This window comes from Larkinella knui (assembly GCF_003858645.1).
Classification (GTDB): domain Bacteria; phylum Bacteroidota; class Bacteroidia; order Cytophagales; family Spirosomataceae; genus Larkinella; species Larkinella knui.
Window position 1 is genome coordinate 335,318 of sequence record NZ_RQJP01000004.1, and the last position, 26,776, is coordinate 362,093.

General features: G+C 49.9%; 29 protein-coding genes and 1 tRNA gene. 6 read left to right on the forward strand and 24 right to left on the reverse strand.

Translation table 11 applies throughout. From position 1 onward, the window contains the following. Nucleotides 1-2 precede the first annotated feature (2 nt). The 4 genes from EHT87_RS19860 to EHT87_RS19875 all read right to left on the reverse strand — a co-directional run bounded on the left by EHT87_RS19860 (nt 3) and on the right by EHT87_RS19875 (nt 7,192). Nucleotides 3-563, reverse strand: coding sequence for a hypothetical protein (locus EHT87_RS19860; RefSeq protein ID WP_124908413.1), 561 nt, complete (start codon nt 561-563; stop codon nt 3-5). 123 nt (nt 564-686) lie between these two features. After that, nucleotides 687-1,217: a hypothetical protein gene (locus EHT87_RS19865; protein WP_124908414.1), complete on the reverse strand. Its 531-nt coding sequence runs from the start codon at nt 1,215-1,217 to the stop codon at nt 687-689. A 94-nt stretch (nt 1,218-1,311) separates the two neighbouring features. Continuing rightward, complete coding sequence (locus EHT87_RS19870) at nt 1,312-6,297, reverse strand: phage tail tape measure protein (RefSeq protein ID WP_221622047.1); 4,986 nt, start codon at nt 6,295-6,297, stop codon at nt 1,312-1,314. 91 nt (nt 6,298-6,388) lie between these two features. Continuing rightward, nucleotides 6,389-7,192: a DNA adenine methylase gene (locus EHT87_RS19875; RefSeq protein ID WP_124908416.1), complete on the reverse strand. Its 804-nt coding sequence runs from the start codon at nt 7,190-7,192 to the stop codon at nt 6,389-6,391. Between the two features lie 138 nt (nt 7,193-7,330). On the opposite strand from EHT87_RS19875, the gene EHT87_RS19880 reads away from it, so the two are divergent. The 4 genes from EHT87_RS19880 (at nt 7,331) to EHT87_RS19895 (ending at nt 9,086) form a co-directional block, all read left to right on the forward strand. Then, nucleotides 7,331-7,573 carry a hypothetical protein gene (locus EHT87_RS19880; protein WP_124908417.1) on the forward strand — a complete coding sequence of 81 codons (243 nt, stop codon included), beginning with the start codon at nt 7,331-7,333 and terminating at the stop codon, nt 7,571-7,573. Then, on the forward strand, nt 7,570-7,863 hold the full coding sequence (locus EHT87_RS19885) for a hypothetical protein (protein WP_124908418.1): 294 nt from the start codon (nt 7,570-7,572) through the stop codon (nt 7,861-7,863). Before EHT87_RS19880 ends, EHT87_RS19885 begins: the two co-directional genes overlap by 4 nt. Before the next feature lie 117 nt (nt 7,864-7,980). Further along, on the forward strand, nt 7,981-8,724 hold the full coding sequence (locus tag EHT87_RS19890; RefSeq protein ID WP_124908419.1) for a hypothetical protein: 744 nt from the start codon (nt 7,981-7,983) through the stop codon (nt 8,722-8,724). A gap of 2 nt (nt 8,725-8,726) precedes the next feature. Next, entirely contained in the window at nt 8,727-9,086 is a 360-nt protein-coding gene (locus EHT87_RS19895) for a hypothetical protein (protein ID WP_124908420.1), read from the forward strand. A gap of 11 nt (nt 9,087-9,097) precedes the next feature. On the opposite strand, the gene EHT87_RS19900 is transcribed toward EHT87_RS19895, so the two are convergent. From EHT87_RS19900 to EHT87_RS19935, 8 genes are all read right to left on the reverse strand, one after another. Continuing rightward, a complete protein-coding gene (locus EHT87_RS19900; protein ID WP_124908421.1) occupies nt 9,098-10,498 on the reverse strand; it encodes a hypothetical protein in 1,401 nt (466 codons plus the stop codon). 2 nt (nt 10,499-10,500) lie between these two features. Then, nucleotides 10,501-12,528 (reverse strand): DUF5977 domain-containing protein, encoded by a 2,028-nt coding sequence (locus EHT87_RS19905; protein WP_124908422.1) that lies wholly within the window; start codon nt 12,526-12,528, stop codon nt 10,501-10,503. Beyond that, nucleotides 12,525-13,070 carry a hypothetical protein gene (locus tag EHT87_RS19910; protein ID WP_124908423.1) on the reverse strand — a complete coding sequence of 182 codons (546 nt, stop codon included), beginning with the start codon at nt 13,068-13,070 and terminating at the stop codon, nt 12,525-12,527. Before EHT87_RS19910 ends, EHT87_RS19905 begins: the two co-directional genes overlap by 4 nt. Next, a complete protein-coding gene (locus tag EHT87_RS19915) occupies nt 13,070-13,558 on the reverse strand; it encodes a hypothetical protein (RefSeq protein ID WP_124908424.1) in 489 nt (162 codons plus the stop codon). Before EHT87_RS19915 ends, EHT87_RS19910 begins: the two co-directional genes overlap by 1 nt. Beyond that, nucleotides 13,555-14,859 carry a hypothetical protein gene (locus EHT87_RS19920; RefSeq protein ID WP_221622048.1) on the reverse strand — a complete coding sequence of 435 codons (1,305 nt, stop codon included), beginning with the start codon at nt 14,857-14,859 and terminating at the stop codon, nt 13,555-13,557. The genes EHT87_RS19915 and EHT87_RS19920 overlap by 4 nt, the downstream gene beginning before the upstream one ends. Further along, nucleotides 14,859-15,179 carry a hypothetical protein gene (locus EHT87_RS19925; protein WP_124908426.1) on the reverse strand — a complete coding sequence of 107 codons (321 nt, stop codon included), beginning with the start codon at nt 15,177-15,179 and terminating at the stop codon, nt 14,859-14,861. Before EHT87_RS19925 ends, EHT87_RS19920 begins: the two co-directional genes overlap by 1 nt. Nucleotides 15,180-15,405: 226 nt before the next feature. Next, the gene (locus tag EHT87_RS19930) at nt 15,406-16,899 is read right to left on the reverse strand and encodes a hypothetical protein (protein WP_124908427.1); all 1,494 of its coding nucleotides are present in this window, start codon (nt 16,897-16,899) and stop codon (nt 15,406-15,408) included. Continuing rightward, nucleotides 16,874-17,383 (reverse strand): hypothetical protein, encoded by a 510-nt coding sequence (locus EHT87_RS19935; RefSeq protein WP_124908428.1) that lies wholly within the window; start codon nt 17,381-17,383, stop codon nt 16,874-16,876. The genes EHT87_RS19930 and EHT87_RS19935 overlap by 26 nt, the downstream gene beginning before the upstream one ends. Before the next feature lie 203 nt (nt 17,384-17,586). Here EHT87_RS19935 and EHT87_RS19940 point away from each other — a divergent pair, with 203 nt between their 5' ends. Continuing rightward, nucleotides 17,587-18,216 (forward strand): OmpW family outer membrane protein, encoded by a 630-nt coding sequence (locus EHT87_RS19940; RefSeq protein WP_185716291.1) that lies wholly within the window; start codon nt 17,587-17,589, stop codon nt 18,214-18,216. A gap of 305 nt (nt 18,217-18,521) precedes the next feature. On the opposite strand, the gene EHT87_RS19945 is transcribed toward EHT87_RS19940, so the two are convergent. The 4 genes from EHT87_RS19945 to EHT87_RS19960 all read right to left on the reverse strand — a co-directional run bounded on the left by EHT87_RS19945 (nt 18,522) and on the right by EHT87_RS19960 (nt 21,330). Next, nucleotides 18,522-19,340, reverse strand: coding sequence for a hypothetical protein (locus tag EHT87_RS19945; protein WP_124908430.1), 819 nt, complete (start codon nt 19,338-19,340; stop codon nt 18,522-18,524). 46 nt (nt 19,341-19,386) lie between these two features. After that, nucleotides 19,387-20,409, reverse strand: coding sequence for a hypothetical protein (locus EHT87_RS19950; RefSeq protein WP_124908431.1), 1,023 nt, complete (start codon nt 20,407-20,409; stop codon nt 19,387-19,389). A 218-nt stretch (nt 20,410-20,627) separates the two neighbouring features. Beyond that, the gene (locus EHT87_RS19955; RefSeq protein ID WP_124908432.1) at nt 20,628-20,975 is read right to left on the reverse strand and encodes a hypothetical protein; all 348 of its coding nucleotides are present in this window, start codon (nt 20,973-20,975) and stop codon (nt 20,628-20,630) included. After that, entirely contained in the window at nt 20,944-21,330 is a 387-nt protein-coding gene (locus tag EHT87_RS19960; protein WP_124908433.1) for a hypothetical protein, read from the reverse strand. The genes EHT87_RS19955 and EHT87_RS19960 overlap by 32 nt, the downstream gene beginning before the upstream one ends. 428 nt (nt 21,331-21,758) lie before the next feature. Here EHT87_RS19960 and EHT87_RS19965 point away from each other — a divergent pair, with 428 nt between their 5' ends. Next, a complete protein-coding gene (locus tag EHT87_RS19965; RefSeq protein WP_124908434.1) occupies nt 21,759-22,367 on the forward strand; it encodes a hypothetical protein in 609 nt (202 codons plus the stop codon). A 101-nt stretch (nt 22,368-22,468) separates the two neighbouring features. On the opposite strand, the gene EHT87_RS19970 is transcribed toward EHT87_RS19965, so the two are convergent. From EHT87_RS19970 to EHT87_RS20005, 8 genes are all read right to left on the reverse strand, one after another. Then, nucleotides 22,469-23,113 carry a hypothetical protein gene (locus EHT87_RS19970; RefSeq protein WP_124908435.1) on the reverse strand — a complete coding sequence of 215 codons (645 nt, stop codon included), beginning with the start codon at nt 23,111-23,113 and terminating at the stop codon, nt 22,469-22,471. 524 nt (nt 23,114-23,637) lie between these two features. Continuing rightward, nucleotides 23,638-23,979, reverse strand: a complete 342-nt coding sequence (locus tag EHT87_RS19975; protein ID WP_124908436.1) for a hypothetical protein — start codon at nt 23,977-23,979, stop codon at nt 23,638-23,640. A 1-nt stretch (nt 23,980) separates the two neighbouring features. After that, nucleotides 23,981-24,244: a hypothetical protein gene (locus EHT87_RS19980; protein ID WP_124908437.1), complete on the reverse strand. Its 264-nt coding sequence runs from the start codon at nt 24,242-24,244 to the stop codon at nt 23,981-23,983. Between the two features lie 2 nt (nt 24,245-24,246). Next, nucleotides 24,247-25,692 (reverse strand): hypothetical protein, encoded by a 1,446-nt coding sequence (locus EHT87_RS19985; RefSeq protein WP_148096036.1) that lies wholly within the window; start codon nt 25,690-25,692, stop codon nt 24,247-24,249. A 205-nt stretch (nt 25,693-25,897) separates the two neighbouring features. Further along, nucleotides 25,898-25,986 (reverse strand) — tRNA-OTHER (locus EHT87_RS19990). 3 nt (nt 25,987-25,989) lie between these two features. Beyond that, nucleotides 25,990-26,244 carry a hypothetical protein gene (locus EHT87_RS19995; protein WP_124908439.1) on the reverse strand — a complete coding sequence of 85 codons (255 nt, stop codon included), beginning with the start codon at nt 26,242-26,244 and terminating at the stop codon, nt 25,990-25,992. A gap of 4 nt (nt 26,245-26,248) precedes the next feature. Next, a complete protein-coding gene (locus EHT87_RS20000) occupies nt 26,249-26,482 on the reverse strand; it encodes a hypothetical protein (RefSeq protein ID WP_124908440.1) in 234 nt (77 codons plus the stop codon). A 66-nt stretch (nt 26,483-26,548) separates the two neighbouring features. Then, complete coding sequence (locus EHT87_RS20005; RefSeq protein ID WP_124908441.1) at nt 26,549-26,773, reverse strand: hypothetical protein; 225 nt, start codon at nt 26,771-26,773, stop codon at nt 26,549-26,551. Between the last annotated feature and the right edge of the window lie 3 nt (nt 26,774-26,776).

The following is a 26,776-nucleotide window of genomic DNA, read 5'->3' on the forward strand; positions in this document are numbered from 1 at the left end:
GATTATGAAAAACTGAGATCGAAGGATAAATCGAATTCGGCATCCGGTGGCAGCGTTTCGGTGTAACTGTCACGATACCAGACCGGGTGCGTGGCCAGCCCCTGCAGCGTCAGGGAGAGCGAGTCCTGCTCGGTCAGGCCGCGTCCCGTGATCATCCACAGTCCGTTGCCGATTTCACCCGCCTGATACACCTTTCCATTGTGCCCCAGCCAAATGGCCAGAAAGCGTCGCTCCAGGTGCTCATTCAGCCAGGTAAGCAGCGTTTCGTCCGGAGCCACCAGCGACGTACTAAGGGCGATCGTGTAGAGCACCTGGCCCGCTTGCCGACTCGTACTTTCCGTGAACGTGCAGGTACGGGGCGGAAAAACCAGTTCCGTCATCACCGCGCCGTCGACCACGCTGAGTCCCAGCGACGCCACCGTCAGCGGTCGACCCGCCACCGGAAGCTCATCGGGCGTGGTCACGCTCAGCACGTCGTCGATGGACACGAGTTTTAACCGGGCCACGTGGCCCACGCTGGGTTGTTGCTGCCAGCCGCCCAACTGTTGCTCAAGGATGCTCATGCCCAAAGGTCGCGGGATTCTCCCCGAAAAAACAGGACCGTTTTTGCGGCTTATTTTTAGTCGGCAAAAATCAAAAAAGCCGCTTTCTGTAGGAGAAAGCGGCTTTTTTGGTAAGGATTTTACCTACGACATGGCGAAAACTACCGACAGGTTGTCGATTTCACCGACCGGTTTGCCGCTGGCACCGACAACTTGCCGAAAACTTTTTTTCCTTTTTCGCTCCATTTTCACCTCAAAATCGCGCCAAACCTTCCAGGCGGTGTCGGCCGACAGGGTTTCTTCGTCGATGTCGTGTACATCCAGGAATTTTTTCACCGCCTGCATCTGATCCCCGGTCGCAAAATGATAGCCCATCACAAACGAGATCAGGCAATCCCGGAAGTGACGATCGAGGGCCACCTGCAGCATCCGGAGTTTTTTTTCGGGCACCTCCATGAACTTGGTTTCGGAGGGAATGTGAAAGACCAGGCATGGCCCGGTGGGCACTTCAAACCGCGTGGTCATGAACGTATTTTTGACCAGTGCCAGTGCCAGGATATCGCCCAGAAACGTCATCTTGCGAACCGCGATTGAGTGGTTTTTTCCGTCGCCGTAGCGGTTGATAATAAACTTTTGAATGTGAGATTTAACGGGTACCAGTACAGGGATTTGCATAGTTTATTCGTGGGTGGGTTGCTTGCTAAGTTAAACAAATTTCCAGACATCAGGGAACACCTATTCATTTCCGATCCTACCAGTTATCGTCCCATTAACCAAGAGACGAAATCGCACTGATCAGTGCATCGAGTCGGCCGGCCTGGTTAGTTCCCCAAACCGCACCCTGCACCCCGTCGACGGCCCCCTTCACTTCCCGGGTTGCCCCTTCCACGGCGTTGATGCTTCCCTTCAGTTCGCGCACATCGCCGGCCATGCTGTTGATGGATGTTCGCATCGAAACCGACAGAGCCCCCAGGGCTAACGTATTTGATCTCGACATCGAATCCAGCGACTGGTCAATGCTGGTGGCCATTGTCTTCATGGCCAGTTGCAAGTCTTCCGACATGCTGGTTATGGCGTCACCAATATCTTCCAGGAGTTCAAGCTGCTTATCCGCCTTCTTGGCAGCTGCGGCCGCAGCTGCCGACGCGTCTCCCGAATACGATCCGGCATCGGCTGTGCCATTTGCGTCCCCTTCGTCGCCACTGGTCGGGCCATCATACATACTGGACATGGCCGCATTGGCTTCGGCCTGCTGAGCGGCCACTTCGGCATCCCGGGCCGCGGCTTCGGCTTCCCGCTTGGCTTTTTTTGTGCCGAACAACATCATTCGTCGTTCAAAATAGGGCGTTTCCCCAATGCTGCCCAGGCCCCAGTTCCCCCCGCCGACACCCCCATCCCGGTAGGCAATTTTCTGCCCGTTTCGGTACATCGACGAATACAGCAGCCGGTCGATCACCGGTTTATTGTTGGAATAGGTGTTGCGGCTCAGAATCATAAACGGTTCGCCCCCTTCGGCTTCGCCCACTTCCCGGCCCGACTCCCGGTCGATCATCGAAATGCCCCGCTCACCGTAGCGACCGCCGTGCCGACCACCCTGCAGAACGCCGGCGTTTTTCACGTAGCTCTTGCCCCCCTTCCGGAATTGTTGCTGCCAGCCCCAGCGGTCCGTCGCACGGTCGATACCTCCCTCACCGTACATCGGTTTGACCTGGCCGTCTTCCACGTACCCATGAACACCGCGGGCAAACGAGGGTGCGGGCTGGTTTTTGATCTTGGCGATCTGCAGGGCCGTTAAACCGGCAATGATTCCGGCAAACACCAGGTTTACCGGGAAGATACCCGACGCCAGGGCCTTCAGGGCAGCCTGGGCACCACTGATCAGGGCGGTGGCCACCTGGGCTTTCTTGTCGGCTTCCCACTTCTGCTTCGCCAGGGCTTTTTCCTTGTCGGCTCCGTCCTTGCGGATCGAGTCGGCTTCCGATTCAAAATCCTCCCGGATACTGGTCTTGCTTTCAGCCAGTTTGGTCTCAATCCGCTCAATTTCTTCCGCCGAATCGCCCGCTGCGAGTTTCTCGGCTTCGGCCTGCTCTTCGGCGGCTTTGATGGCCGCTTCCATTCGGGTTTTGCTATCCGCCAGTTTGGTTTCGGTCTCTTTTTTCGAAGCCGCAATTTCTTTATCGAGCCGCTCCTGGGTCAGTTTATTCAGAAAAGCCACGCCCTGTTTGGCGATATCGCCCACCTGGTCAGCCACTTCCGAGGTCCGCTGCAGTTTCTTGTTGCGATGTTCTTCGTCGACCTGAAACATCTGGGTTGCAGCCGCCGTGAAACCCGCCACATCCCCATCCAGAATCGACTTGAAGGCGTTGGAATAGTTCTGCCAGCGTTCGCGTTTGCGAGCCACGTGCTCTTCATCGAGCCGGGCCATCTCGCTCTCCAGTTGCTTGCCGGCCAGGGCTACGTCGGCGGTATATTTGGCGTTGATGGCGGTTTGCTGCGCGGCTTTCTGCTCCTGGCTCAGGTTGCTTTCCTGGATGCGGGCCAGTTCAGCATCGCGTTCGGCCGCCAGATTAGCTTTCAAATGATTGAGCTCCACCTGAAGCCGATCCCGTTTGATCTGGATCAGCTTCTGGGCATTATTGCCCGCATTCAGTTCCTTCCAATCGAACTGCGCCATTTCGGCGGCTTGCTCCTGCGTCCGGATAAAATTGTTCGACTCCCGTTCCCGGTTGCGGAATTCCGTGTTGATGGCGGCAACATCCTGGGTATATTTCGCCTTCAGGAGCGTCAGCAGCTGAGCCTCCTGTACTTCATCCGTAATTTCTTTTTCAATGCGAGCCTTTTCGGTTTCATACTTGAACTGGGCATCGGCCAGCCGGCGGGCCTTCTCGTCCGTTTCCAGGGCCAGTTTCAGTTCCCGCTCCATCGCCAGGGCTTTCTGCTGATCCGCCGTGATCTTCTCCAGGTGCTTTTTATTCTCAGCTTCGATGTCGACTTTCAGCTGCGCATCCAGCGCCTTGATGGCTGCGGTTTTATCGGCCTCGCGGGCTTTGGAACTCTGAATGGCCGCGACCTCCTGTTCGTACTTCCACTGCAGTTTGGCAATTTCCCGCTGGGTTTCGTCGGCAATGGCCGCAATCTGTGCTTCCCGCTTTTTGGCAATAATGGCCTGGGTATCTTTCTGGATTTCTGCGTTTTCTTTTTCCCGGGCCGCTTTGGCCTGTTTGGCTTTCTGATCGTGGGTGTTCTGGTCCTCCAGCGTTTCCAATTGGCCGGTCTCCTTCGCACCCTGCACACTGGCCGTTTTCTTTTGCTCGATCAGCGTTTTATGATTGGCCAGGTGTTTGGGTTGTTCGGCTTTGATCTGTTCTTCGTAGCCCTTATTAAAACCGGCGGCTATTTTCTTACCGCCCTCCCACATGATGGTGGCCGCTTCGGCAAAATTCAGACTCGTGATGGCGTTCCAGAAGTTGACCAGTTCGCCGGCCGCGACCTTCATCGCTTCGAACAAACCGTTGATGCCCGCGCGCACCGTCAGCGAGTTGTTGTACAGCGCGACAAAACCTGACACCAGCAGCATCACGGCCGCAATCACCACGCCAACCGGGTTGGCTTCCATGGCCAGATTCAGCAATTGCTGCGCGGTTGTGGCCGATTGCGTCCAGATCAGCCGGGCTTTTTCGGCTGCGGCATGGGCCAGACTGCTGGCCGTACTGGCAATCAGATGCCCGTTGAAGGCCAGTAAGGCCCCGCCCAGCAGTGCCAGTTCGGTTTTGTTCTCGCTTAGAAATTCCGGTACCGCCCGGATGATGTTCACAAAAGCCACAAAACCCTGAATGCCTTTCTGTAAAAAGGGAAGGAGAGCGCCCCCGGCGTCGACGGCCAGCTCTTTCATCGCCTTTTTAGCCTTATCCATTTCGGCCGCAGCCGTCTGGTTCATTTTATTAAATTCGTCCTGGAGGCTCGTCGCCTGCTTCAAGGCCGGGTTGGCCAGCAGTTGCTCCTGGGCCTGCCGGCTGGTGGCCTTCGAAAGATCGGACACAAGTTTGGCCGCTTCTCCGGAATTGAAACCCAACTCCTTCATTTTAGCCGCGATCTGACTTTCACTTAATCCCTTGAAACTGGTGGCCAGTTTGATAAAAAACTCGTTCGGATTCGACTTGATGAGTTTCGTGAGCTCAGCCTCCGACATGCCGAGCTGCTTGGCAAACTTGTCCGTGGATTTCGTAACCGTCTCCAGAGCGACATTATAAACACCCTTCATGGCATTAGCCGCCAGTTCCTGCTTCTGACGCACCATGTCGGTCTGGTCCTTCAACAGTGACATTACTTTGGTAGCTTCGTCGGATTTGATCCCTAACTCAGCTAGGCGCTTATTGACCTGATCAGTGGGTAGGCCGCGCAGACTGTCTGCCAACTTCAGCAGAAACTCATTGGGATTGGTATTGATGAGTTGTTTCATCTGGGTTTCGGTAATGCCCAGTTGCTTGGCAAAAGTAGCCGTATCCCTTGAAGCACCCATCAGGATGCTGGACAGTCCGCCGGCTGCAATTTCGGCCGTCATGCCCAGTTCCTGGAAGGCGGCTCCCAGGCCCATCGTCTGGGTAATCTGGGGAGAAAGATCACCCAGTTGACCCATGCGCTGGGCAAAGTCGGCGACGACGGGGGCGGTGGCGGAGCCAGCGGCCCCTAACTCATTGAGCGCCGATCCGATATCGTTAATGGCATCGCCAGCTTTCATGTCGCGGGTTTCCTTGAAGAGCTTCTGCAGGGCTCCAATTTCCTTGGCGGCTTCTTCGGCTCCTCCCGTAAACTCGTCTCCCAGTGCCACAACGGCCTTGTCGACTGATTTGACGAAACCCAGCAGTTCATCATTAGCAACCCCCAACTGACCACCGATCTGGGCAATGCTCATCAAATCCTCCTTCGTGGTACGGGTGTCGATTTGACTCAGGGCATCCGACAGCGCAGTGACTTGTTCGGTCGACAGTCCCGTGGCTTTGGCGACTCCACCCATCATGTCAGACAATTTCAGTGCTCCGTCAACCCCTTCCCGGAAGAATTGATACACTTCCTGCGCCAGTTGCACAAATGAAAAAGCCCCTATAAAACCCACGACCGCATTCTGCACCTGCTTCCAGCGCGAAGGCTGTTCCGCCAGCGTCGTACCGAGTTGTTTCTGAACCTCGTTCTGTTTGGCCACCGCATCGGCGTGGGCCTTCGTACCAGGCACCAGGCTTTCGATTTCTTTCCCCAACTGATCAGCAACCTCCCTCAGTTGCTTGACGGAAAGGGTGGCCCGCTTGTTTTTATCATCCCAGTCCGCAACAGCAGTACTGGTTTCTCCCAGAGCCTGGCCCACCCCTCTTGCCTGAATCCGCACTTCCCCCAGGCGGGTATTGACTTCGGAAAGGCGGGCCGACTTGGCCACAAATTCCTCCGTACCAGGCGTGAGGTTTTTAAGTTCTTTGGTCAGCGATCGGGACTCGTTCTCAAGCTGCTTCATGGTCAGCCCCGTTAACCCGACACTTTCCCGTAGGCCCTTCTGAGCATCCTGGTTTTTTCCGAGCTCCTTATACAACTCGGCCCATTCCTGACTCCCCTTGGGTGCTTCCTTCAGGGCCCGTTCCAGTTTGCGGGCTTCTCCTTCCAGCAACGCCAGTTGGTTACGCGCAGCATCGCCCTCAATTTTGAGGGTAATACTGGCGGTTTCGTTTAAATCCATTCCCATCGTCGACGCACAGTTATAGCTTGACAATGGCAAGAAAAACAAGCTTTCGAGGACCTAATAGGACACAAAAAAGCCCTGAAGACCAATCTCCAGGGCATGAATGAATACTCATCCGGAATTAATAATTCCAGGTCAGGCACTCGGTTTTTTCTTTCTTCTGCGCCCGTCGCCCATCGACGGCCAGCGTCTTTTTAATGTCTTCGGATTTCCACCCAAACCGGTCCCGGTAATCCATCAGGATCGGTTCCGGATAACTGGAGAGCAGGAATTTGCCCTGCATTTTCAGGCAAGCTTCCAGCAGGTTCCGGAAGTCGTCGAGGGTGTATCCTTTGTAGGCACCCTGGTCAGAGGTAACATACGGTGGATCCAGGTAGAAAAAGGTTTCCGGCGAATCGTAGGCCTTCATTACTTTCAGGACGTCGTACGATTCGATGGTGACGCGTTTCAATCGCTCCTGGTACGCATCCGTGAGCATTTTCTTCTTGTTGTAAATCTTCAGTGCCGTGCTGCCTTTCCGATCGTACCCGAAACCGCCATCAATGACGCAGCTGAAGCTCATGTTGGTTTGCACCCAGATTGACCACGCCATGCGAAGCGCATCCCTGATTTCCGCTTCTCCCGACTGGTATTCCTGAGCCGTTTCCCTGTGCTGCTGGCGGCTGTGGAAGGTCTCGTTGATAAGCCGTTGCAATTCATCAATATCGTATTTTAACACCTTGTAAAAGCTGATCAGGCGGTTATTGATATCATTCACCACTTCGAACGAGCTGGGTGCTTTGCCCCAAAAGAGGGCACCACCTCCGAAAAATGGTTCGCAGTAGGTATGGTGCTCAGGAATTTTGGGCAGGATGTGGCGAAGCATCATTTGTTTGCCACCATAGTAACTGATGGGGGTTTTAAGCAATGGTTTTACAGTGGTCATAACGTTGAGTTGTTGAGTGAACTTCAAAGTTGACCCGAACCCTTTTATTCTTGTAGGACATTTTTTTGTACCCCTTTCTACTATCTTGCAATCGTTCTCCCGCAGTCGCCAGCGGCCTAAAAACGGCTTTACATACCGATGACAACATCAAATCAATTCGAAGGCGGAATCGCTTTCGCCAGAGCAGCCTTTGCTCAACTGGATTGTCGGGGCACCAAATGGAAAACCAGAAACGTGCCTGCCTACATCCGGGAGCATCTTTGGATGTCTCATTATCTCACTGAAAAATCCGGTGAGCAACTTTTGTACGTCATCCGGCCGCCGGACGAACTAAACCCCAAAGTGCATTTCGTCCGCTGGCCACCACTGGAGCCAGCATGAAAAATAGATTTTCGTTGGAAAACGATGAAGCCGCTTCGAAGCCCGAAGCGGCTTTTATTTTAAATAGAGGAGAACCCTCAATTCGAGCACGTATTGTTCACTTTCGTACTCTAAAGCAATTAGATGAATACGTTCCAACCCGGCCATTTGTTCAGATTAGAACATTACCGGTTTTATTGGAAATAGTAGATGTACCTGACAATTTACCGCAGAATAAAGTAAGGTATTGGCTGGATCGAATGGCTATTTGGTATTATCGTGTCGTCCTTAAACCTGAGGTTGAAAATTAAATTTTAATTATTGGATTATGCATAATTAATTTTGATTAAATTCACTATGTACTAAATTGGCATGTAGAGATTTTCAAAATCAATTAGGAACTTTATTCTTTGATGACTTTTTAATATATGGCCCCAAGATTAAAAAGGTTGACCAACCCAACAGGAAAATCAGTTATTTTTCAAATAGTATCTGCTACCATTGCGGTTGAAATCTTCTTAATTGCATTGTGTTTAGTACCCTATGGTGATAATAGTTTACCAATTTTCACGCTGGATAAAAAGATCCCAATGGTTGTGTTTGCATCTTTACCACCAGTCTTAATCGTAATTATACAATTTCGGAACACTCTTGCTTTGCAAAAAGCTACCTTTATCAAGGATTTTGTGTCGAAATTGTACACTGACAAAGAATTATCACAATCTTTTCATTACTTAATATATAAATATGAAAATGATGTATACAAAGAATTTTTGAAAGCTTCGCCGGAAAGAAGACAGGAAATGCAGAAAGGTAGGAGTGAGGGAATTCGATATTTTGATCCAGCTACATTTCAAGGAACAGAGGAAGAAAGACGTTTTGATGGAATTTTAGGGTATTTCGATATAATAGGATACCATTATTCGTCAGGAACTCTAGAAATTGAAGATATTGGGAAGTTATTGGGTTATCATCTCACTTTCCTTTTAAAAAGGGAAGTAGTTACAGATTATTTAAATTCGATACCTCAATATTGGGAAGGAATTACTAGAAATAGGGTGCCTACATCTGTAAGTCCACTTCGATACTTGACAATATTACTAAATGCATTTATTAAGTATAATGCAGCGGAAGAAAAGAAAATAAGGGATATCAACGATAAACTACTATAGTGATGGCAGAATTTAATAACTCAATTTCAAGGGAAATCATTTTGAATGCAAAGGCTCTAGCAATTAAACAAAGCTACTTACCCATGAGCCCTTATCATGCACAATCTAGCTCTAAAATAGATCTATGTGCAGCCGCTTGTCTTGCATATGCAGGATTTGATGCAGTTTCTAAACAAGAATCAGAAGCTTTCATTTTGAGGCTTATTCAAGAGGGAGAAGAAGATACACTGTTGAAAGCTTTTGAACAATTAAATTGGCCGACTTCCCTTTGTGAAGAAATGCGAGCCGATAACGATATTACTCCAGAGGCCTTCCGACTATCAAAATTCTTAAGAACCTGTGATAGTCTAATTGAATCTTAATACTTTTATGATCAAACCCGGACCAGAAGACACTTCGCAGGCATCCTAACTGGCAGACTGACCATCACCTGCACCACCAGGTAATTTACCCCGTTGATGTGGATTTTCTCCTTGAAGTTCAGCGTGGCCAAGTCCGTTTCGTTCAGCAGTAGTTCCCGCTCCACGTAAAACATTCTGGTCCGGAACGCTTCCAATTTTTTCCAGAAAGTTTCGGCCAGTCCGCCCATCCCGAGCCAGTACAGGCTCAGCCCATCCAGCGTCGGTAACGCCAGCGGCAGATCATCTTCCAGTCCGTTCCAGAACAACAGCCGGGGCATCCAGCCCTGCGTCAACTGATTGAATTCGGAGGTGACCCCAGGTTGTCGGGCCGATGCCAGGCCCGTATCCGTATCGTACAGCAAGGTGCTTAGTTTGCAGGAAAGTTTGGCAATTCCGGTCGGATCGTCACCCGCGGGCGTCAGGTAGTCAGCCAACTCCCCGGGTTTATCTTTCAACAGCGCATCGGAGGAATCCAGCTCGAAGTTCAGTTGCAGCCGGCGGTTGACTTCCGCCCGTCGTTTGTACTGTTTTACCGCCTTCCCCGACCAGTCCTTGACCACCGGCGCTCGAAAGATGTCGTCGGTCAGCGACGTCGTTAACCGCCCCTGCACCGCCTGAAAATCATACGCCAGGTTGAACACCTTCCGCAGTTCGATCAGCAGCTGCGGGATCGTCCAGGCGGGCAGGTGATTCCGGATCGTTACTTCAGCCGCGCCGTCGAGTGCCCGGGTGTTGTAGAGCACCAGTTTCGAGAGTTGCGGATGATCCAGAATGGTGCCCGATATCGTCGTCCCGGTTTTGGCGGCAATCTGCAGCAACAACCACCTGACGAACACCATCGGCACGTTCGGGCCAGCCGTGTACACGCCGGCTGCATACGGATTGACCCGCCCCCCGTAGCCGATCCCCGCGCCATTGGTGCCGTAGTAATCCGGATTCTGAATCGTCGGAAAACACACCGCTTCCTGACCGGCCACCGTCAACACCGGGGTAAGCGTTACAGGCACGGCAATCGTCCCAAAATCGATCTCACTCAAGGGCACAGTCTGGTAATCGCCGAAGAATTCGCTCAGCGGTTGCACGACAGACAGTTGAAAACCGCTCGAATCGACCGTGGCCACACCAATGCCTTCCTGCACCAGGTGACCGTTGTAGTACTGCTGCACCACCATCCGCTCCGAACCGGTGGCCACCTGCAGTTCATCCTGAAATCCGAACAGCCGGCGATTGCGGGCCGACAAGGGCAGGGCAGGTAACCTGGCACTACTGGTAAACAACGTTTCGTAGGTCAAATAGGGATTGACCAGTTCCAGATCGACGCTGCCGTTGGGCACCAGATCGGCAATTTCACCATTCACACGGGTTTGCAGCATGCTTAAGCAGGAGTTAAATCAAGGTACAATTTATCGCCCGAGTTGAGCGTCTCGGTCATCGGATGAAGCAGATGAAGTTCGTAGCCGTCCTGGTTCATCCTGAACGTCGTGTCCTTGATCGGCAGTCCATTCCGGTACACCCGGATCCGGTAAAGCTGCCCGGGTGTACCCATCGTGTAGAGAAACCAGAAGTTATCGTTGATCACCGGAAAGTCCAGGTCATTGCTGCCCGGTGCATACACGTTTGGGCCGGCGGACAGGCCATAGGAATTTCCCATATCCGTAACCATTAACGTAGAATGGTGCACCGACGTTTTCGACGGCTGACCCGCCCGGTAATGCCATTTGCCGGCGGGAACCGACCAGGCATAAATTTCGGGCGAAACCGTGCAGGTGCCGTACTGATCGGCATACACCTGGGTATTCAGGGAGGCATATTCGGCTTCAGCCAGCTGGTTGGCATCGCCATCCGCTTCCCCGCCATATTTCCCCGCCGTGATAACAATCGTGGCCGGCCCACCCACCTGACCCGTCGGGCAATTGGTGCGGCTGTAGGTGGTGGTCCGGGTAATTTCCGCACTCGGAAACGGCGTAGTACCTGGGTCGATACCCGCCAGCGGAAGCCCCCCAATATAATCCGGATCACCGGGTGCGTTGGGCTTCTGGGTCAGCGGCTTGAATAACGAGCCGTCGTCCAGATAATATTTCTGCAATCGAATCGGTCGGCCCAGCCCTGTACGTTTGCCCATCGCATCCAGCAGGTGCATCATGCCTACACCCCGCCAGCCGGTCGGCCGCACGGCCTGGGCAGGAGCCGCCGGCAGATCGCTGTAGCTGAGTTGGACATCCACCTGCCGGAAACTAAACTGCCGGGCCACCAGGTCGCCGTCGTCTTCGTGGTCGACCAGGTCGGTCGTCAAAAGTTCCAGTGGCTGGTGGCCTTTGTCCGTTACCAGATACCACTCCCGGGCCAGCAGCAGTTCATCCAGGTAGCGCAGGGTTTTGACCGCATGACGCTCAAAATAGCCCGTGGAAACCGTCAACGTTCGCTCGCCGATCACATCGGTGATGTACAGTTCCGTGAAACCCACCGCATCCAGCGGGCGTTCCCGTTCGGCCGATGACCGCTGCACCTTCAGCGTTTCGGATCCGGCTCCTATCAGACGCAACGTATCGAAACCGCCCAGGCTGTTGGAAAACAGAATCTGGCGCTCATTCCGCCGGTATTGCCGGTCGACGGTGAAGCTGCGCACCTGAGAGAGTCGCTCGTTGGCCTGGTTCGACAGCCAGATCCGGTACCGCATCAGCGGATTGCCCGCCGGCACCTGAGCCGCCAGCATCGACGGCCCCACCGGCGCGCAGATCACCTGGTACTGCACGACATTTTTCAGTGTCAGCAGCGTCATCTCATCGGTGGTGCCATCCCGCAGGGTGTACTCGATCCGCAGCCGCACTTCCGTGGGCAGCGGACTACAGTTCAACAGAAAATACAGGTATTCTTCCTGCTGATGGCCAACGATCTTGCTATCCGGCTGCCAGGTCAGAAATTGCCGCACGTCAGCCTGGTAGTCACTGGCAAACCGATCGGCCCAGCCGGCGGCATCGGCCTCAGTAATGCCGCCTTTCAGCAGCCATTTGATCCCCCGCTCCACTTCAGCCCCCCCGGGCAGCACCTGCTCGGTCAGTTTGTAGGGCATCGTCAAAGTGGCGATCGACGAAAGCTCCGATTGGCGGTAGGCAGGTTTCTGGAGCGCCATAAACCCGTCGAGAATCGAATCAAACTGAAAAAACGCCCCTTCGTAGGTCGTCGCGCCATCCTGCGTAACGGGCGGCTTTTCGCGGCCTTCCAGTGTGGGCAGGGCCATGAACGTCGATGCCTGGGCATATTCGGGCACTTTCAGCGTCAGCAAGTACCGCAGGGGGCTGCGGTCGGGAAACGCGACCGGATCCAGCGCGTCGATGGTGTGGGTAATCCGGTTGCGGCTGAGCTGCACCGGCAAAAAGGTGAGGGAGGCTTTCGGGTCAATCATGGTTGCTCAGTACCGGTTATCGTTTGTTTTAAATGGCGGATCGCAGCCAGCGCAGCTGCCTGCCGCACCCGTTCGCCGACCATACCGAACTTTCGGCCCGAGGTGACGCTGTACCAGCCCCGACCCGTCCGGAGGTGTTCGATCTTACGCTGGCGGGCAATCCGGACGCCCCAGGCAATATCGCGAATCAGCCGGGAGTCGGATTTGATCGAACCGTACCGGCGGGCCCAGATATCCTTCAGAAATTCGGACGTCCCTTTTTTCTCCACCCAGTACATCAGGGCTTCCAGCGGAGCCATGTTACTGCCCACGTTCAGCCGCTTCATATCCCGGTAGCGACCATAGTCCAGAAAACGGATTTCGCATTCGTACACGAACCGCTGGGCCTCAGTCCGGATCGTCGAGCGAAACGAATCTTCCAACTCACCCGTCATCACCAGCCCCTCGCGCTCGACGGCGATGCGGTATTCACTCATGGCCTGCCGCTGGAACTCGGCGATAATATCGGCCAATTCTTTTTCGAGTTCTTCCAGCGCATCCATCAGTCCGAACTGCCCACCAGGGCATTGGCGTTGGTGATAATTTTAAAGTCGACCATCATTCCGCAGGCCCGATCGGGTCCGACCTGGGTCATCGGCCGGATTTTCCAGTGGCGGGAATCTTCCCAGTTGTAGCGGCCCGCGCGCACATCCTTGCGCATCTGGCGGATGATGCGAAAGACGGCACTCTGCGCCTGGCTAATGGACTCGCTCAGCGCATGGGCCGTGGAGTCAGCGGGCAAACAGAGCACGGCGAACGAATTGTCCTGGGTGGCCTGGATCAACCCGTGCGCGGTGTCGCTCAGCAGGATGTTGGGCATAAACAGAATAAGGGCCGGGTAGGAAAAACCGGTGGTGCGGGAGGCTTCCACCAGCACATCAGTGCCTTCGCCGGCTTCGAAGAGAAACGTTTCCAGGTGGTCATCAGCCTCCTGAATGCTTTGAAAATACGCCTTCTGGGCGACGATATCGGTTCCGAGGTAGGTAATCATGAGGCTTGCCCGACCACGTTTTGTTTGCCGGTGGGGTTTTTATCCAGGGTGGTAAATTCGACGTCGACAAACTTGTATTCGATATCGCGCGGCACGTTCATCAGCCGCAGGGCTGTGTTTAACGGTTTGAGCAGATGTCGACGGTACGAGGGCGTGCGGTAGGCGACCTGGTACATGGCCGCGTGCTCCAGCTCCGATCCCGAACCACCCACCTTGCCGCCCTGGTCGATGCCGGCCAGGACCGGCAGAATGCCGTGCCCCTGGGCCTGGGCAATGTTGGCCGCTTCGTAAATTTTGGTGTAAGCATCATCCGACATTTTGTTGTCGATCGCTTTGATCCGAATCATGTCTCGGGGCTTGCCATTGCTGTCGGTCAGATCGCCAATCATCACCACGGCTTTGTCAGTATTCTGAATCCCGGCCAGAAAATCGTCGAGCTTGGACATGAACTCATCCTTCCGCTTTTCGATGAGTTTAGCCGTTTCTTCATCGTCCGCATTTTCGCCTTCATCGACGAAGTACGATTCGTCGATTTCGATCAAATACTTGATGTTATAGCCGTTGGTGAGCCCGTTTTCGTGAAACTGCGGGATCATGTTGGCCACCTTCGTCCACACTTTTGTGCCCCAGAATAGCCCCAGGTTGTAAAAATCCTGGCCGATCTGGGCTTTCTTCAGCAGCATGATCGATTCGGCCTGCGCCGTGGGGTTGTAGCGATCCCAGAGCGGAATCCGCCCCATATCGGCGGGTGTTTTGCCACTGCCGAAAAGCGGACTGGTAAGCACGTGGGTGATTTCGCCGGCTGTGGGTTTCTCAAACCGGCACTTCACCGGTTGAATGGTCTGCAAACCGATTTCGTTGCCTTCCCCGATCGACAGGTTAACAAACGCCATTTCGCAAAACACCAGGCTCAACGCTCCAAGCTCCAGGTATTTTTCGAAGATTTCCTGATTTTCAAACCACTCGTCCAGATCCGGAAAATCCTCCCGATCGTAGATCTTCTTTCCATTCTCATACCGAAAACGGAACGGCGCAACGCCCGCCCCCAGGACAAACTCTTTCGCCTGGTCCATCAGCGAAGGCTTGCTGGGCGACTCCCAGTTCAGGGCAATAACCCGGTTGGGTTCATCGTCGTCCTTTCCCCATTTTACCCACTCAAACTTTTTTCCGGATCCGGTCGCCTTTTGGGCCGACAGCGCCTTTTCATCCCCGTGCACCACATCCACGGCGGGGGAAATTACCACTGCAGCCGCCGGGCCGCTCAGGTAAAACATTCTACTATCAAATCGTCTGACGGACATTACCAGGAGTGTTTAATACGATACCATTCACGTTGATCCCGAAACCGGTAGGCCATCAGCAACCGGTTTCGGAGGGAAAAGAAATTGCCTTTTTCATCTTCCAGCAGTACGATACCCTTTTCGAGCAAATCGTAGCGTAGGCCAGCCTTCGCAGCCGTTCCGTTTGTGGCTTTTACCCCCGTGTTCTTCCGACTTTTTTTACAACCGTGCCGCTCGCCCGTCGCACCGTCTTCCTTGCGCCGGTAGCGAATCGAAAAACCGTCGTTGATGGGGTCGTGAAGCAATTTGAAAAATTGCTCGACTGTCAATGTTTGATCCATAGTCAAAGGTGAAATGCGGTTACCGGGCGAAAAAGGACAATTTTTGACCAAAAAAGCCTTCCAATGCTCTTTTTAAGCAAACGGGTTGTGCTCAGGGAGTTGGCCAGCCTGATTTTCCGAACCGGCCCTTTTTTTTCCAATAATCTCTAAGGGCTATCAAACGCCCTGTCTGGTTTCGGTAATTACCGGTCCGCGTTTTCCGAATATATGAAAGGGGGTGCGCGCTTCAGAGGAAGCGGATCTGCTTCGTGCCTTTGGGCTTCTTCGCTGAGGAAAATTTATAATATAAAATGTAATCAAAGCAGTCGCTTAGGTGGGTTGCGTACTCCTGATTGATCGTTGTTCGCTCACTTCGTTTGTCCTTTGCAAAGGTTGGAAGGATGGGTGAGTTCTGCATTGAGATGATCAGTGCCTTGCAGGTGTGTTGGTTGATCCGTAAGCGAGGGAAGCGATCATCGGTCTCCAGCAGCAGCTTGTCGATCAGGTTGAACTTGTCAACGTGTTCAGGGTTGGTCTTCAGGATCCGGTCGAACACCTTCCAGCCAGCGAGCCTGAACACGGCTCGCACCAGGTCGAAGAAGGTATCGTTCGAACCGGCTGATTTGGATTCACCGTATGCATCACCATACAGGAAGATTTCTTTCCTGCTCTGCTGGTGGTAGGTGGCCACCACCCGCCAGGCCAACGTTTCCACCAGGGTACGGTTGGGATCGGCCACCTTTGCATAGAGGCTGTTAATTAACCGCAGTTCTTTAACCCCCTCCTGGCAAACCACCACGGAACAAATAGCCGCGTTAAAGTCGAAGCTCAGTTCCAGGGCTTTAGCTGGATTGTAGTCACTGAACGTTGGCACCCATACGCCTGAGTCGTTCTGATCGTATTGATAGGTGTCGGCCGAGCAATGCTTCTCAAACTCAAACGAGGGATAATAACAGTTGGGAAGTTTGGCAATGCGCTCGTTTAAGACCTCGATCCGGAACTGCATGGGAGACAAGAGCTCCTCCTGGTTCTTCTTGTAATCAGGGTGTAAAAGCGGGTTGTCGTCACAATTGCCCTCGATAAAAAAATACTTGGCCGGATCTTTTTTCATCAACTCTTCCGTCAGAAAGACCCATTTGCCCGACTCATGCCAGGGGTTGGAGGTAAAATCGTAGAGTGAGTTGTGCATCCAGTTGCTCGCAAACCGGTGCGTATTGGCCCGAAACAGCATGGGCATCAGGATGGTTTTGACCCACTCGTCCTTGAACAGGGCGGATTCGTCGATCAGGCCGCCGTCGTAATTACCCCCTCGGTTTGAATCGGGCCGTTCAAAACTGAGCATCTGCAGGCAGAAACCCGTAATAAACGAAACGCATCGATCCCAGGTCTTGGGAGCTTTGTAAGGTCGGGGCCAGTGGGCGGGTGGCTCCTTGCAAACCACATAATGTCCCATTCCGGTTTTTTCGTCGTACGGTTGCCAACCCAATCCCCGAAACGCATCGGCCATATCGACCAGGACGATGTTCAGCAACTGGGCGAATGTCAGTCCGGCCAGAAAGAATTTGGCGCGGTGCATATACCGGGCAAAGTAGGCCAGGCAAACCAGCAGTAGAAAGGTCTTGCCGAAGGCCCGCCCCGCCAGCAGGGTTTTGCGCTGGGCCTGGCTGGCCAGAAATAGTTTCTGCTTGGGAAAAACATAGACCAGGTTGGCCTTTTCAGTCAACAACGTCGTGTTCAGCATCTTCAATGTGGCGCGTGATTTCGACGGCCTGCAGGTCGTCGGTGAAAATCAGGTTCGGTTTGGGCATGAACAGGCGGGGATCGATCTGCTGGCCTTCTTTTTCGGTCATGCCCTGGAGTTTGGCGGCTTTAGCCAGCACATTAGCGGCTGCTTCATACTCGCCTTCTTCGTCGAGTTTATCGGCCAGTTCTTCCAAGCGGATGACATATACAACCTTTTTGCCTTCCTTGATGGCTTTGGTGGGGTTGCCTCCGAAGATGGCCAGCGCGTCGTTGACGATGTTGTAGGCCTGGCTCTGGGAGAGTGCGTAGACCTTCATGAGAAGGGCAACAACTTCCCGGCTGGATTCACCCTCGCAGAGTTGGGTGTAGGCGAAATTATAACGCTGCATCAACAGCTGATCTTTATCAGCCAGCGGAGCGTCCCGGTGCAGGTGATCCCGAAACCGCTCCAGCCGATCGGCTTTCTGGGGGCTCAATTCCATTGGAAAATCAAGTTTTTGGCAAGTTTCCACAATACCCCGGGGTCAAAAAAGGACGTAAAAAACAGGCTGTGATACTACAGGGGCATCATCACAGCAGGTAGATTCAAATTGTTAATATTTCATAAATGCCGAGATCGTATTGTAATAATTTCATAAGTTGCTATACTATTGTAGTAGTTTCACACCTTACCCTACGACTAGCTATGAAAGTGATCGGCTCTACCTTCGTACTGATTTTGTTACTCCTTTTAGATGCCACGGCCCAAACCGAGAAAGGCCGATGGCTGATTGGTGCACAGATAGGAAATTTCAACTACCGACAATATAAAAATGATGTAGGCTATACATTTTCAGGAAGTGTAATGCCATCCGTGAACTATTTCGTGCGTCAAAACTTGCTGATTGGATTCGATGTGCCTTATTCAGTGGAAAAAAGTAAACTAAAAAATCCACTACTTACTTCGTATGGGTCTGTTGAACAACAACTTGGAGTAGGTCCATCGATTCGGTATTATATTGGTAATTCAAACTTCAAGCCCTATGTTGGGATAAGTTATACCTACAGCCGATATTATCATAAGTATGATATGAATGCCAATGGTGATTTTAGGATTACTTCTAAAGGGTTTAGGAGCAATCTGGCACCCGGGCTTGGAGTTGCCTACTTTGTCAATCGCAATGTTGTCCTGAATGCTGGATTGACTTATAATTTTTACCATGATAAGTGGAAAAATATTATAGCGGGTGGAAGCAATCTTGACAATACCAGCAATAACTATAAGGACAAAACATTAACACTTGGAATCGGATTTGCCGTACTATTTGGAGAATAAGTTTTCTATTCGCTTACAATAGAGATAGATAAGGTTCCCATATGCGAAATCCATCGCAGAGCTGCGTGTAGGCGGATTTATACCGTTGTATTAGCAGCTAGTCCTTCTCGGCCAGTGGCACCTCCCGGTGCAGATGGTGCCGAAACCGCTCCAGCCGGTCTTCTTTGGGGATCAATTCCATTGGAAAACGAGTTTTTGGCAAGTTTCCAGAAAGCCCCGGGGTCAAAAAAGGACGTAAATAATATGGAGAGCTAGTACTCTTGTTATTCAAATTAACTTTCTCTTGGTAAATAGCTGGGTGTGGCTTATAAATCCCTCCGTACCTTTGAATAAAGGAAATTATATGCTACACCCAGTCGAAGAGCTAAACCATTAAGACTTCCTGCTGCTTTTATATGATACGTTGCCGGATCTCCATTCTGGGTAACCTCTGCTTTTAAAATGCCAATGTCTTGCTGGCTAAACATTCGATGAACTTCTACAGAAACATTAAACTGATTGTTTAATTGGTAGGTAGCATCAATTCCTAAGTTACCGGAATAAAACCGGCTCCGAAATTCCTTGTCGATGACCGATCGAATAGTAATTCTGGCTCCTGTGCTAGTCATTGATCCGGCTTCTTCAACAGATTGTTTCAGAAAGCCAAAAGATTGTCCCCGAATATTCAGTTGTCCACCAATTACCCCACGTATTTGCCATTTTTTAGCGGGTTTCCATACCGTATACTTTGCAGTTAAGGGAAACTGTAAGTATCCAAGAGAAAAGCCCCGGTTAATACCAGTCAAGCCACCGATGGACGTATTTGAAGGAAAATAAAAGCCGGAATAAATAGCATACTTAATGATACCTAGGTCCACCGTAAAGTCCTCTAGCTGATAGCCAAGAAGAGCGCCTAAAGCCATTTGGTAAGCATCCCCGGGACTTTGGCTTTTAGAAAATCGATCATGACCTTCTAAGTTAACCCGTGATTGAATCAGACCAATCACGGGTTTAATAAAAAAAGCACGGTATCTCTTTTCGATGGGAAGATTGCCTTCTTTTTGTTCGAAGTATTGAGCCTCTGTAATTGTAGCCCAAAAACTGCTGCATAAAATGAAAATAAAAACTTTTATTGAACAGTTCATGGCATTAGTTTCTAGTACAGAGGTTTCGTATAAACGCTGGTCTGTTCTATAAGGAAGTGGTTATGTAATGAGCATAGTAATAGGGATTTCCATCCCGTCCCCGAGATTGCCAGTTACATTGCCCATTTACGTACCGGTTTACAACCATACTCGTTACGGGGGATTCTGAGTAACGGTAAGGCTGATATTCGTCGATATCGCTAAATAAAGGCGGACTTATGGTTACATCTTGAATAATACTACGTGGACTGTCTACATAAACCTTCCAAAAGCCTGATGAAGTCCAGTCAAATGCGTTACTTGAACCCCAGCCGAAAGTTTGTTTTCGTTGATGCTGTATGTTCACACCCGTTGACCAGTATCCTCCTGTAAAATAATAAACTATTGCCCATCCGTTTGATCTATATCGATGCTGCCTGCCATCCGCATTGTAATAAATGTCATATTTGTCATCTACATCACCAGTCGTAGCCCTTATACGTCCTCCTTTGTCTGTTGTAATTTTTGTTTTTTTGTGAACAACAGGAGAAATCTTTACAAGCGCAGAACTTGGCTTAACTAACTCTTTTTCATTAACAGCCAGTGTACTGAGTACTTGCTGATCTCCTATTAAATGTAAACTATCCCCTATTTGTAATAGCCCTTGACTACTGACCAATGTAGCCAATGTGGCGTCCACAATAGTCCGTTCAAACGAAACGCCGTCTTCCTCTGTTATTCTTTTTGCAATTTTTTGCGCTTCGTTAAATTTTTTAGGGTCAGTAGCCAACTCCTCCTCGTTTAATTCTTTGAAAGCTCTGCGCATTGATTTGTAACCTGCAAATTGTTTCTCCCAGCTTAATAAGTCAGTGGTAGAATTGAGCTCTTTAACAGCTTGGGAAAAGGCTTCAGTAGTAGCAAACTTTAACCTTCCATCAATTACAGTAATAGATTGGGCAGCTTTGCGGATGGATTGTTCAGTAGAGTTTCCAATTACCTCAAACTCTAAACGCTCGGGCTTTTCACAGGAAGTGATTGCGAAATTGGCCAATATACCAATGACCAACGAATTGTAGATAGACTTTCTCATATCGGTACTATAGATAAAGGATAAAAAATTAACATATTTTATTATTAACTATAAAACTAAAAATTATTATGTTTATATAATATCACGAAATAACTTACTTTATTGTACGGTAATATAGTAGGGTCCTGTTATCGAACAGAAGATTTTGCAGTTCTGCGCTCTAAAGGTGGCATAGGAAAAAGAAATAAGTGATAACAATCTTAACTGTAAGGCAACTATTAAAGCATCGACCTTACTTGGGAATACAGCACAGCAACCCCACCAATGCGCAGCAGCCACCGCTCCAGTTGAGCCTGGCGGTGTTTCTTTTTCTGCCGGCCCAGATCATCTTTCGTATCGAAGAGTTCATTAGCCAGCTTGCCGTTATCCTGAAAGCAGTTTTTCAGTTCAACGGCAAGCTGATCCCGGCTGCGTTCAGCCAGGATGACTTCTACCTGCAGCGCGGCCACATCCTTCCGGATGTAGTGGAGTTTGGTCAGACTGTCCAGGAGCGGTTTGGCCAGATCCACAAAATCCCGCACCACCGCCAGGCTGTCACTTTGCCTTTTTTCCTCTGATTGCGCCAATGATGGTCTGCATAGCCCCCACAGGAGTAAGTTTACTATTAGCCCGAAGCGAGTCACGTTCTTCATATTGCCTGATTGTATACTGAAGTGAATCGATAATATCCTGTTTTTCCTTCACGCGGATCCAGGCCTGGAGTGAATCGGCCCGGTGCTGATTTTGCAGGGTAGTTTGTAGCACGTTGCGCAATCCGCCCACCACATCGGGTTCGGGTGGCATCGTAAAGTGCAGAACCAGGTAGATGCATAAGGCCGTCATCACGCCCACTACCACTTCCCGAACCAGGTTTTTAGTTGTGCCCAAATGAGAGGCCGTTCCCTTCAGGTACTGGACGGCCAGAACAATGAATTTCATCATTCGCTTAGAATTATTATCGAAACGAAGATCAGTGTATACCTAGGGAAGGAAAAGGACGAAAAAGCCCGTCGCATTCGGGACGGGCTTTTTTGTGGGATATTAATCACGCAGCGTACTCAAAACCAGCTTTTACTAAAACTGAAGCATCCCGGTTTGACAATACCCAAAACCGACCAATTTAGGAAACCACATTATCCCATTCTAAATAGTTCTTTCCAATCAGTCAAAAAGATTCTGGCTTTAAACCTGTATCTCGATTCCTAGATTCTCGTAGACTTTCAACCAAGTTGATAGTGGGAACCAATAGAGTTTTCTATTATTGGAACACAAATATAATTCAGATCCGAAAATATAAAATTATTGCAGTTCTATTCCGTTATTGTATATAGTATTATATTTGCAATCAACAATTTAAATTTCAAACAAATATGGATAGAAGAATATTGTTTGTGGCTCTGTTGTTCATAGCCAATCATGTACTTGGGCAACACATTAAGGTAGATAATGGTGTAGTGATTAGCACTTTCACTAACAAAAAAGATTTACCAATTTTATCTTCTAATAAGATAAAAGATTATTCCTTCTTATTAGGTTTTGACTATTTGGAAAAAAGATGGTTTTATCTTTCGTCTCAAATTGGATACTTAAAAACAGGTGGGAGGCAAGTAAATCCTTTATTAACGGGAGAGAATGAAGATATTACAGAAAGTCGAAGTTACATTCATACAAACACAACATTCAGGGGTTACGTAAAAAGCTCAGGATTAATGATTTTTGCTGGAGTTGGGCCTTATTTGAACATTTTAACAGGGCCAAGTAATTTTGAAAGTTCTTTGTATAAGCCATATTATAATTTTAAAAAATATAATGTTGGAGCTAGAGCGGAAATAGGGATAAATAAAGATATAAATAGATTTAGATTTGGAATTATTGGAAGTTATATGAGAGACCTTTCTCCATCTGCTTCAAGCGAATTTTTATCGCTTTATAATAATTCATTTTCTGGCTCATTAACCATTGGGTACTCTCTTTGGTAATTTTAAATTATATTTTTAACTAGTTTTTTTTGTCACAAAAAGGATCTTATTGTGGTACAATAAGATCCTTTTTGCCATATAATCTCTATTGTCATTGAATTTTAAATATTTTGCAAATATTTATACGTGAAGGTTGTACCAGTTAAATCAACAGGTAGTGTCCCATTATAAATAAACTGGCCTGCTGCATTGTACATAGGTACTATGCTATACGTATAAAATGTGTGTTCTGTAGTTCCATTACCAAGAATCGACTGGACGACGTTAATTCCCTGTGCAAGAGTCGAATAATTGGCAAATCCCGTTTTTGAAGCACCCTGAAAATCCATTAGGGCTGAACTAGGTAGCGTTACCTTCTGCTGACAAATCCACACATTGCAGAAATAGGTTCCTGTTGGGTAATTGGAGAAACCCGTGAGAACCATCTGTTTGTTTGTTTCTATTTGTGTTAAAGTGCCAGCACTTGTCGTAAATGGACCAAATTCGGTCCAGGTTAGTATCCTAGCGTTTCTATTTTTAGCTAAGTCGTAACTGGACATAAAAGGCAATGGAGTTTGAGGTGTAATTACACTCCTACCTACAATTTCACCCGAAATGTTAACACCTTTAATGCTACCGCTAGTGCTAATGTTTGCACTACTTTCCGCACTAGTGCTAGTGGACGGGACGATATTAGAATCATTCTTGCTGCAAGAGCTTAATAGTATTAAAAAGCTGCAGCTGAGTGCATAGATTGTCTTTTTCATGTTTTTGGATGAATTTAAAGAGATTATATTGTTTGTACACGAGATTATATGCAACATTATTTAAACACATAATAAGTGCATATTATGTGTTCTTATTTGTAATAATTACAAGTCTTTTAATAAACTGAGGTTCAGGAAAAAACATATTGATATATGATCGGGCACTGAACAAAATAACAAATAAAATATTAATTTTTAATGTTAATTTATTATTAAATAGGTATTTTTACTGTACAAGCAAATAATTTACATAAGTAGCTATCACATTTTACCCTTAATTATCAGACATTTAGGCGAAATTTTCAATGAGTTACCACTTAATAAATTAAGATTTTTCATAAGTATGAGGTAACTCTGAGTAGTTAAGTACAAATCGGTGTAAATTTTTAGTTTCGACTTACTGTGAAAGGTTTTTTAGAGATGGCTATTCTACCGGCTTTTCGCCACTGCGCCACCAGCGTTCTATTTTCGGTACACAGACTACCATCAGCATAAACGACAGGATTACAATTGCTACAAAAAAATTACTGACGCGTCGCATATACGTTCGGGGTTTCATTGGTGAGATATTGATCCAGTGTTGCCAGGAACGCCTGGGCGTAAATCGTCAGCGCGACGTGCTGCATCTCCTGGTGTAAAATCCGGGCTATCGACAGGGGCATTTTGTGCACATACCGCTTGCGACAGTTGTAGCCTTTCCAGGCGGGCAATTTTCCGATTAAACTGGCTTTCTGCCAGTATTCGACCAGCACCTGGTCGTAAATGCTGCGGCTCATCACGTCAAGCGGCAGCAACAACTCGACCTGCACCGACAGGAATCCGACCATGCCAAAAAATTCGTTGGCGTAGAGTTGGAGCCGGATCATATCAGTTGTGGTAGCTAAAGTTCCCATTCGACCAGGTGGCCACCCAGGCTCCACCCTGCTCTTTGTCAAAAAACCGGATTTCGTGGATGGTCCCCCCCCGGTAATTGGCCACTACTTTGTTCAAAAACGCCCGGATGTTGGTGGCTCGCTGGCTCTCGGTGCGCCATTTGAAAACGCCTGCGGTTTGATTAACTGTACCATCGTCGTGGCGAATCCAGGCTTTCAGTCGAATCATGTCGTCATACTGTTGTTTGGTGAGCGGCATTGCTATCGTTGGTTTAGAGGTTGCTTGGGAAATTGGGTGGTAGTTGGTCGACCCGGCATGGCTGCGGCCACAGAGGCATCGAAACGGTCGACCAGACTTTGATCCGACAGTTTGTGAAGCCGGTTGCGCCAGTAGTGATAGAGCTCGATGCGGCCCATCTGGCGGCCATCTTTCAGACCCCGGGGAGCCTTCTCGTGAATGAAACTGTACAGGGCCTTTTCCAGAATACGATCTTTATCAAGCCGTTGCTGCTTCTGTACATCATCCTGCAGCCATTCGTAGGTGAACCAGAACGAGCCTTTTTGGCCGCTTTGCTTCTGGGCTTTGTAGTGCTCGAGGGAGAAATACAACTTCGGCGGCATGAAGCTCGTCCACCGGTGCCGCCGGGCGTGAGCCAGAGCCTTTTCAATTTGCTTGAGCCGGGTCAGATATAGCTCTGTGGCGGCTTTTTCGGTAGGATCGCTGGCAAAGCTACCGAAAACGTCCCGCCATAAAATGTTTAAAATCTGGTTACTATGCCGATCACCGATCAAATCGTCGGGCCAGAGCTGCGGTTGAACCTGATCCCAAAACGCCACCACCAACTCTTTGTAAAAATCGCGCAGAGAAGACTGAAACGGAGCTGCGACCGGCTGCGGGGGTCTTAAGCCCTCAGTGGCTCCGGTCGCTGGCTGTCCCGCCTTATCGTCGATGCCTAAACGGCCTTTTAACCGTTCTCCGGCCTTATTTTGATCAGTTGAGTTAGTGCCCGAATTTTCGCCGGGCCGCGCCCCCTGTCCCCCTTCTGATGTTTCTGGGAGGCCGGTAGGGGGCGCGTCCCGCCTTTCTAATGTATCTTCTGTATCTGACGTGTTTAAAACAGCCAGTTGAAAGTGGGGAAGCAACTCCGACAACCGGGGCACACCGAGGTTTTCCCCACTTTCAACACCGCCTTTAGAACTGTTATGACTTTCTGATGTATCATAAGAGCTTTTAAGGGGTAAACTTTGCCGCATATTGGGGGTAAAAGGCGGGGGAATTTGGGCAGAAAGATTACATATGGTCGGTTTATCATAATAATCGGCGAGGATAATCCAGGGGTTTATCCACAATTCAAAATCATGCTGGCGGCCGTGCCAGACCTTTGCCACCAGCCCCGCGTCGACCAATAGATTGATGTGGTTGAAGATGGTTTTGGGGCAACACTTGGTCAGATCGGCCAGGCGACGGCGGTTGGTGTAGTAACTGGGCAGAATGTCACTGTCGGCGAATTCGGGCAGGTAGGTGGCTTCCCGGAATCGCTTGATGTATTGAACCAGAATGGCTTCCAGCGTCAGCAGAGACCCTAACCGAATGTGGTGCCGCAGCTTCGTCTGGCTTTCGTTATGAGACCGGACATGCTGATGCAACCGCGTAAAAACCTCTTTTTCGATAATCCGAACGTTACTCATGGGGTGTACTTTTGTCAAAGACTAGCCCGTTTTCGGGGCTAATGCTACGGTGAAATTGCTTTGGATGCCGGGTTCGGACCGACTGCACTCTGCAAGCTCCAAAGCAGGAGAACCACATGCGGGAATCGAACCCGCCTAACCAGGGTGGTTGGGAGAATACCGGCCAGCAACGCCGACCGGTATGTCTGATTATATTCCTAAACCCTTAACTTACAGTTAATTGTCGCGGGGGCTGGACTCGAACCAACGGCCTCCAGGTTATGATCGGAGTGGCGATCCACCCTGGCGAGCTACCATCTGCTCTACCCCGCGATGTTAAGAATGCTGACCTGAATCGGGCCTGGTCAGCATATCTGGTTTTCTCTGTTCTACCAACTTATTTTTTGCACCTTCCGGAACGGCCTTTCGGAAGGCCAGCACCAGTAAATTCATAGTTCGGGTCAATTCATCGATGTCCCAGCTGAGGTTTGGGTCTGGCTGCTTTAGTCTCATCAATTCCGCTTCACGTTCTTCCTTCAGGTGCTTAGCCTGATCATACAGTTGCCTGAACGTCGGACTGGTCTCAAACATCGGTTCACCATTTTGTCGATTCCCACAGGTATTCATCCAGCGCCCAGTCGAGCATATACGTCAGATATTTACGGCGGAGAAATCCCCCCATCATCATACGTTTCCAGAAAGAAGCCTGGTTAAATCGCTCCAGCCTGGCATGATAACGGGCATACACAGTGGCCATTGAAGATTGGGCAAACGTGTGCTCAATGCGGATTATCCGGAATTTGAGCACCTCTTTAAACAGATCAGGCATCAGTAAGGGAGTTTAGAAGGTTGCAAAATCACTCGAAATCGGGTAGATCGTAAAGGACCGTTTTCACTAGTCGTCGCAGCCGTACCGCCTGGTAAGCAGTTGGTTGATATACCCCACAATTTCATTGTATTTCTGGATTAGGTACCGGCCAAAAATGGAGTCAATATGGTCGGGAGCCGTGGCCAGTTCCTGCTCAATACCCGTCCGGATCGCCAGCAGCGTTTCGTCCGATTCGTTCGACAGGTCACCGGCGTCATACCGAAACACCACCTGAGTAAGCGTCAACATCATACT

Excerpts from the sequence above, each read along its gene's own strand:
- EHT87_RS19860 (WP_124908413.1), bottom strand. The coding sequence starts at position 563 with ATGAGCATCCTTGAGCAACAGTTGGGCGGCTGGCAGCAACAACCCAGC.
- EHT87_RS19865 (WP_124908414.1), bottom strand. The coding sequence starts at position 1,217 with ATGCAAATCCCTGTACTGGTACCCGTTAAATCTCACATTCAAAAGTTT.
- EHT87_RS19875 (WP_124908416.1), bottom strand. The coding sequence starts at position 7,192 with ATGACCACTGTAAAACCATTGCTTAAAACCCCCATCAGTTACTATGGT.
- EHT87_RS19880 (WP_124908417.1), top strand. The coding sequence starts at position 7,331 with ATGACAACATCAAATCAATTCGAAGGCGGAATCGCTTTCGCCAGAGCA.
- EHT87_RS19885 (WP_124908418.1), top strand. The coding sequence starts at position 7,570 with ATGAAAAATAGATTTTCGTTGGAAAACGATGAAGCCGCTTCGAAGCCC.
- EHT87_RS19890 (WP_124908419.1), top strand. The coding sequence starts at position 7,981 with ATGGCCCCAAGATTAAAAAGGTTGACCAACCCAACAGGAAAATCAGTT.
- EHT87_RS19895 (WP_124908420.1), top strand. The coding sequence starts at position 8,727 with ATGGCAGAATTTAATAACTCAATTTCAAGGGAAATCATTTTGAATGCA.
- EHT87_RS19900 (WP_124908421.1), bottom strand. The coding sequence starts at position 10,498 with ATGCTGCAAACCCGTGTGAATGGTGAAATTGCCGATCTGGTGCCCAAC.
- EHT87_RS19905 (WP_124908422.1), bottom strand. The coding sequence starts at position 12,528 with ATGATTGACCCGAAAGCCTCCCTCACCTTTTTGCCGGTGCAGCTCAGC.
- EHT87_RS19910 (WP_124908423.1), bottom strand. The coding sequence starts at position 13,070 with ATGGATGCGCTGGAAGAACTCGAAAAAGAATTGGCCGATATTATCGCC.
- EHT87_RS19915 (WP_124908424.1), bottom strand. The coding sequence starts at position 13,558 with ATGATTACCTACCTCGGAACCGATATCGTCGCCCAGAAGGCGTATTTT.
- EHT87_RS19920 (WP_221622048.1), bottom strand. The coding sequence starts at position 14,859 with ATGTCCGTCAGACGATTTGATAGTAGAATGTTTTACCTGAGCGGCCCG.
- EHT87_RS19925 (WP_124908426.1), bottom strand. The coding sequence starts at position 15,179 with ATGGATCAAACATTGACAGTCGAGCAATTTTTCAAATTGCTTCACGAC.
- EHT87_RS19930 (WP_124908427.1), bottom strand. The coding sequence starts at position 16,899 with ATGCTGAACACGACGTTGTTGACTGAAAAGGCCAACCTGGTCTATGTT.
- EHT87_RS19935 (WP_124908428.1), bottom strand. The coding sequence starts at position 17,383 with ATGGAATTGAGCCCCCAGAAAGCCGATCGGCTGGAGCGGTTTCGGGAT.
- EHT87_RS19940 (WP_185716291.1), top strand. The coding sequence starts at position 17,587 with ATGAAAGTGATCGGCTCTACCTTCGTACTGATTTTGTTACTCCTTTTA.
- EHT87_RS19945 (WP_124908430.1), bottom strand. The coding sequence starts at position 19,340 with ATGAACTGTTCAATAAAAGTTTTTATTTTCATTTTATGCAGCAGTTTT.
- EHT87_RS19950 (WP_124908431.1), bottom strand. The coding sequence starts at position 20,409 with ATGAGAAAGTCTATCTACAATTCGTTGGTCATTGGTATATTGGCCAAT.
- EHT87_RS19960 (WP_124908433.1), bottom strand. The coding sequence starts at position 21,330 with ATGATGAAATTCATTGTTCTGGCCGTCCAGTACCTGAAGGGAACGGCC.
- EHT87_RS19965 (WP_124908434.1), top strand. The coding sequence starts at position 21,759 with ATGGATAGAAGAATATTGTTTGTGGCTCTGTTGTTCATAGCCAATCAT.
- EHT87_RS19970 (WP_124908435.1), bottom strand. The coding sequence starts at position 23,113 with ATGAAAAAGACAATCTATGCACTCAGCTGCAGCTTTTTAATACTATTA.
- EHT87_RS19975 (WP_124908436.1), bottom strand. The coding sequence starts at position 23,979 with ATGATCCGGCTCCAACTCTACGCCAACGAATTTTTTGGCATGGTCGGA.
- EHT87_RS19980 (WP_124908437.1), bottom strand. The coding sequence starts at position 24,244 with ATGCCGCTCACCAAACAACAGTATGACGACATGATTCGACTGAAAGCC.
- EHT87_RS19995 (WP_124908439.1), bottom strand. The coding sequence starts at position 26,244 with ATGTTTGAGACCAGTCCGACGTTCAGGCAACTGTATGATCAGGCTAAG.
- EHT87_RS20000 (WP_124908440.1), bottom strand. The coding sequence starts at position 26,482 with ATGCCTGATCTGTTTAAAGAGGTGCTCAAATTCCGGATAATCCGCATT.
- EHT87_RS20005 (WP_124908441.1), bottom strand. The coding sequence starts at position 26,773 with ATGATGTTGACGCTTACTCAGGTGGTGTTTCGGTATGACGCCGGTGAC.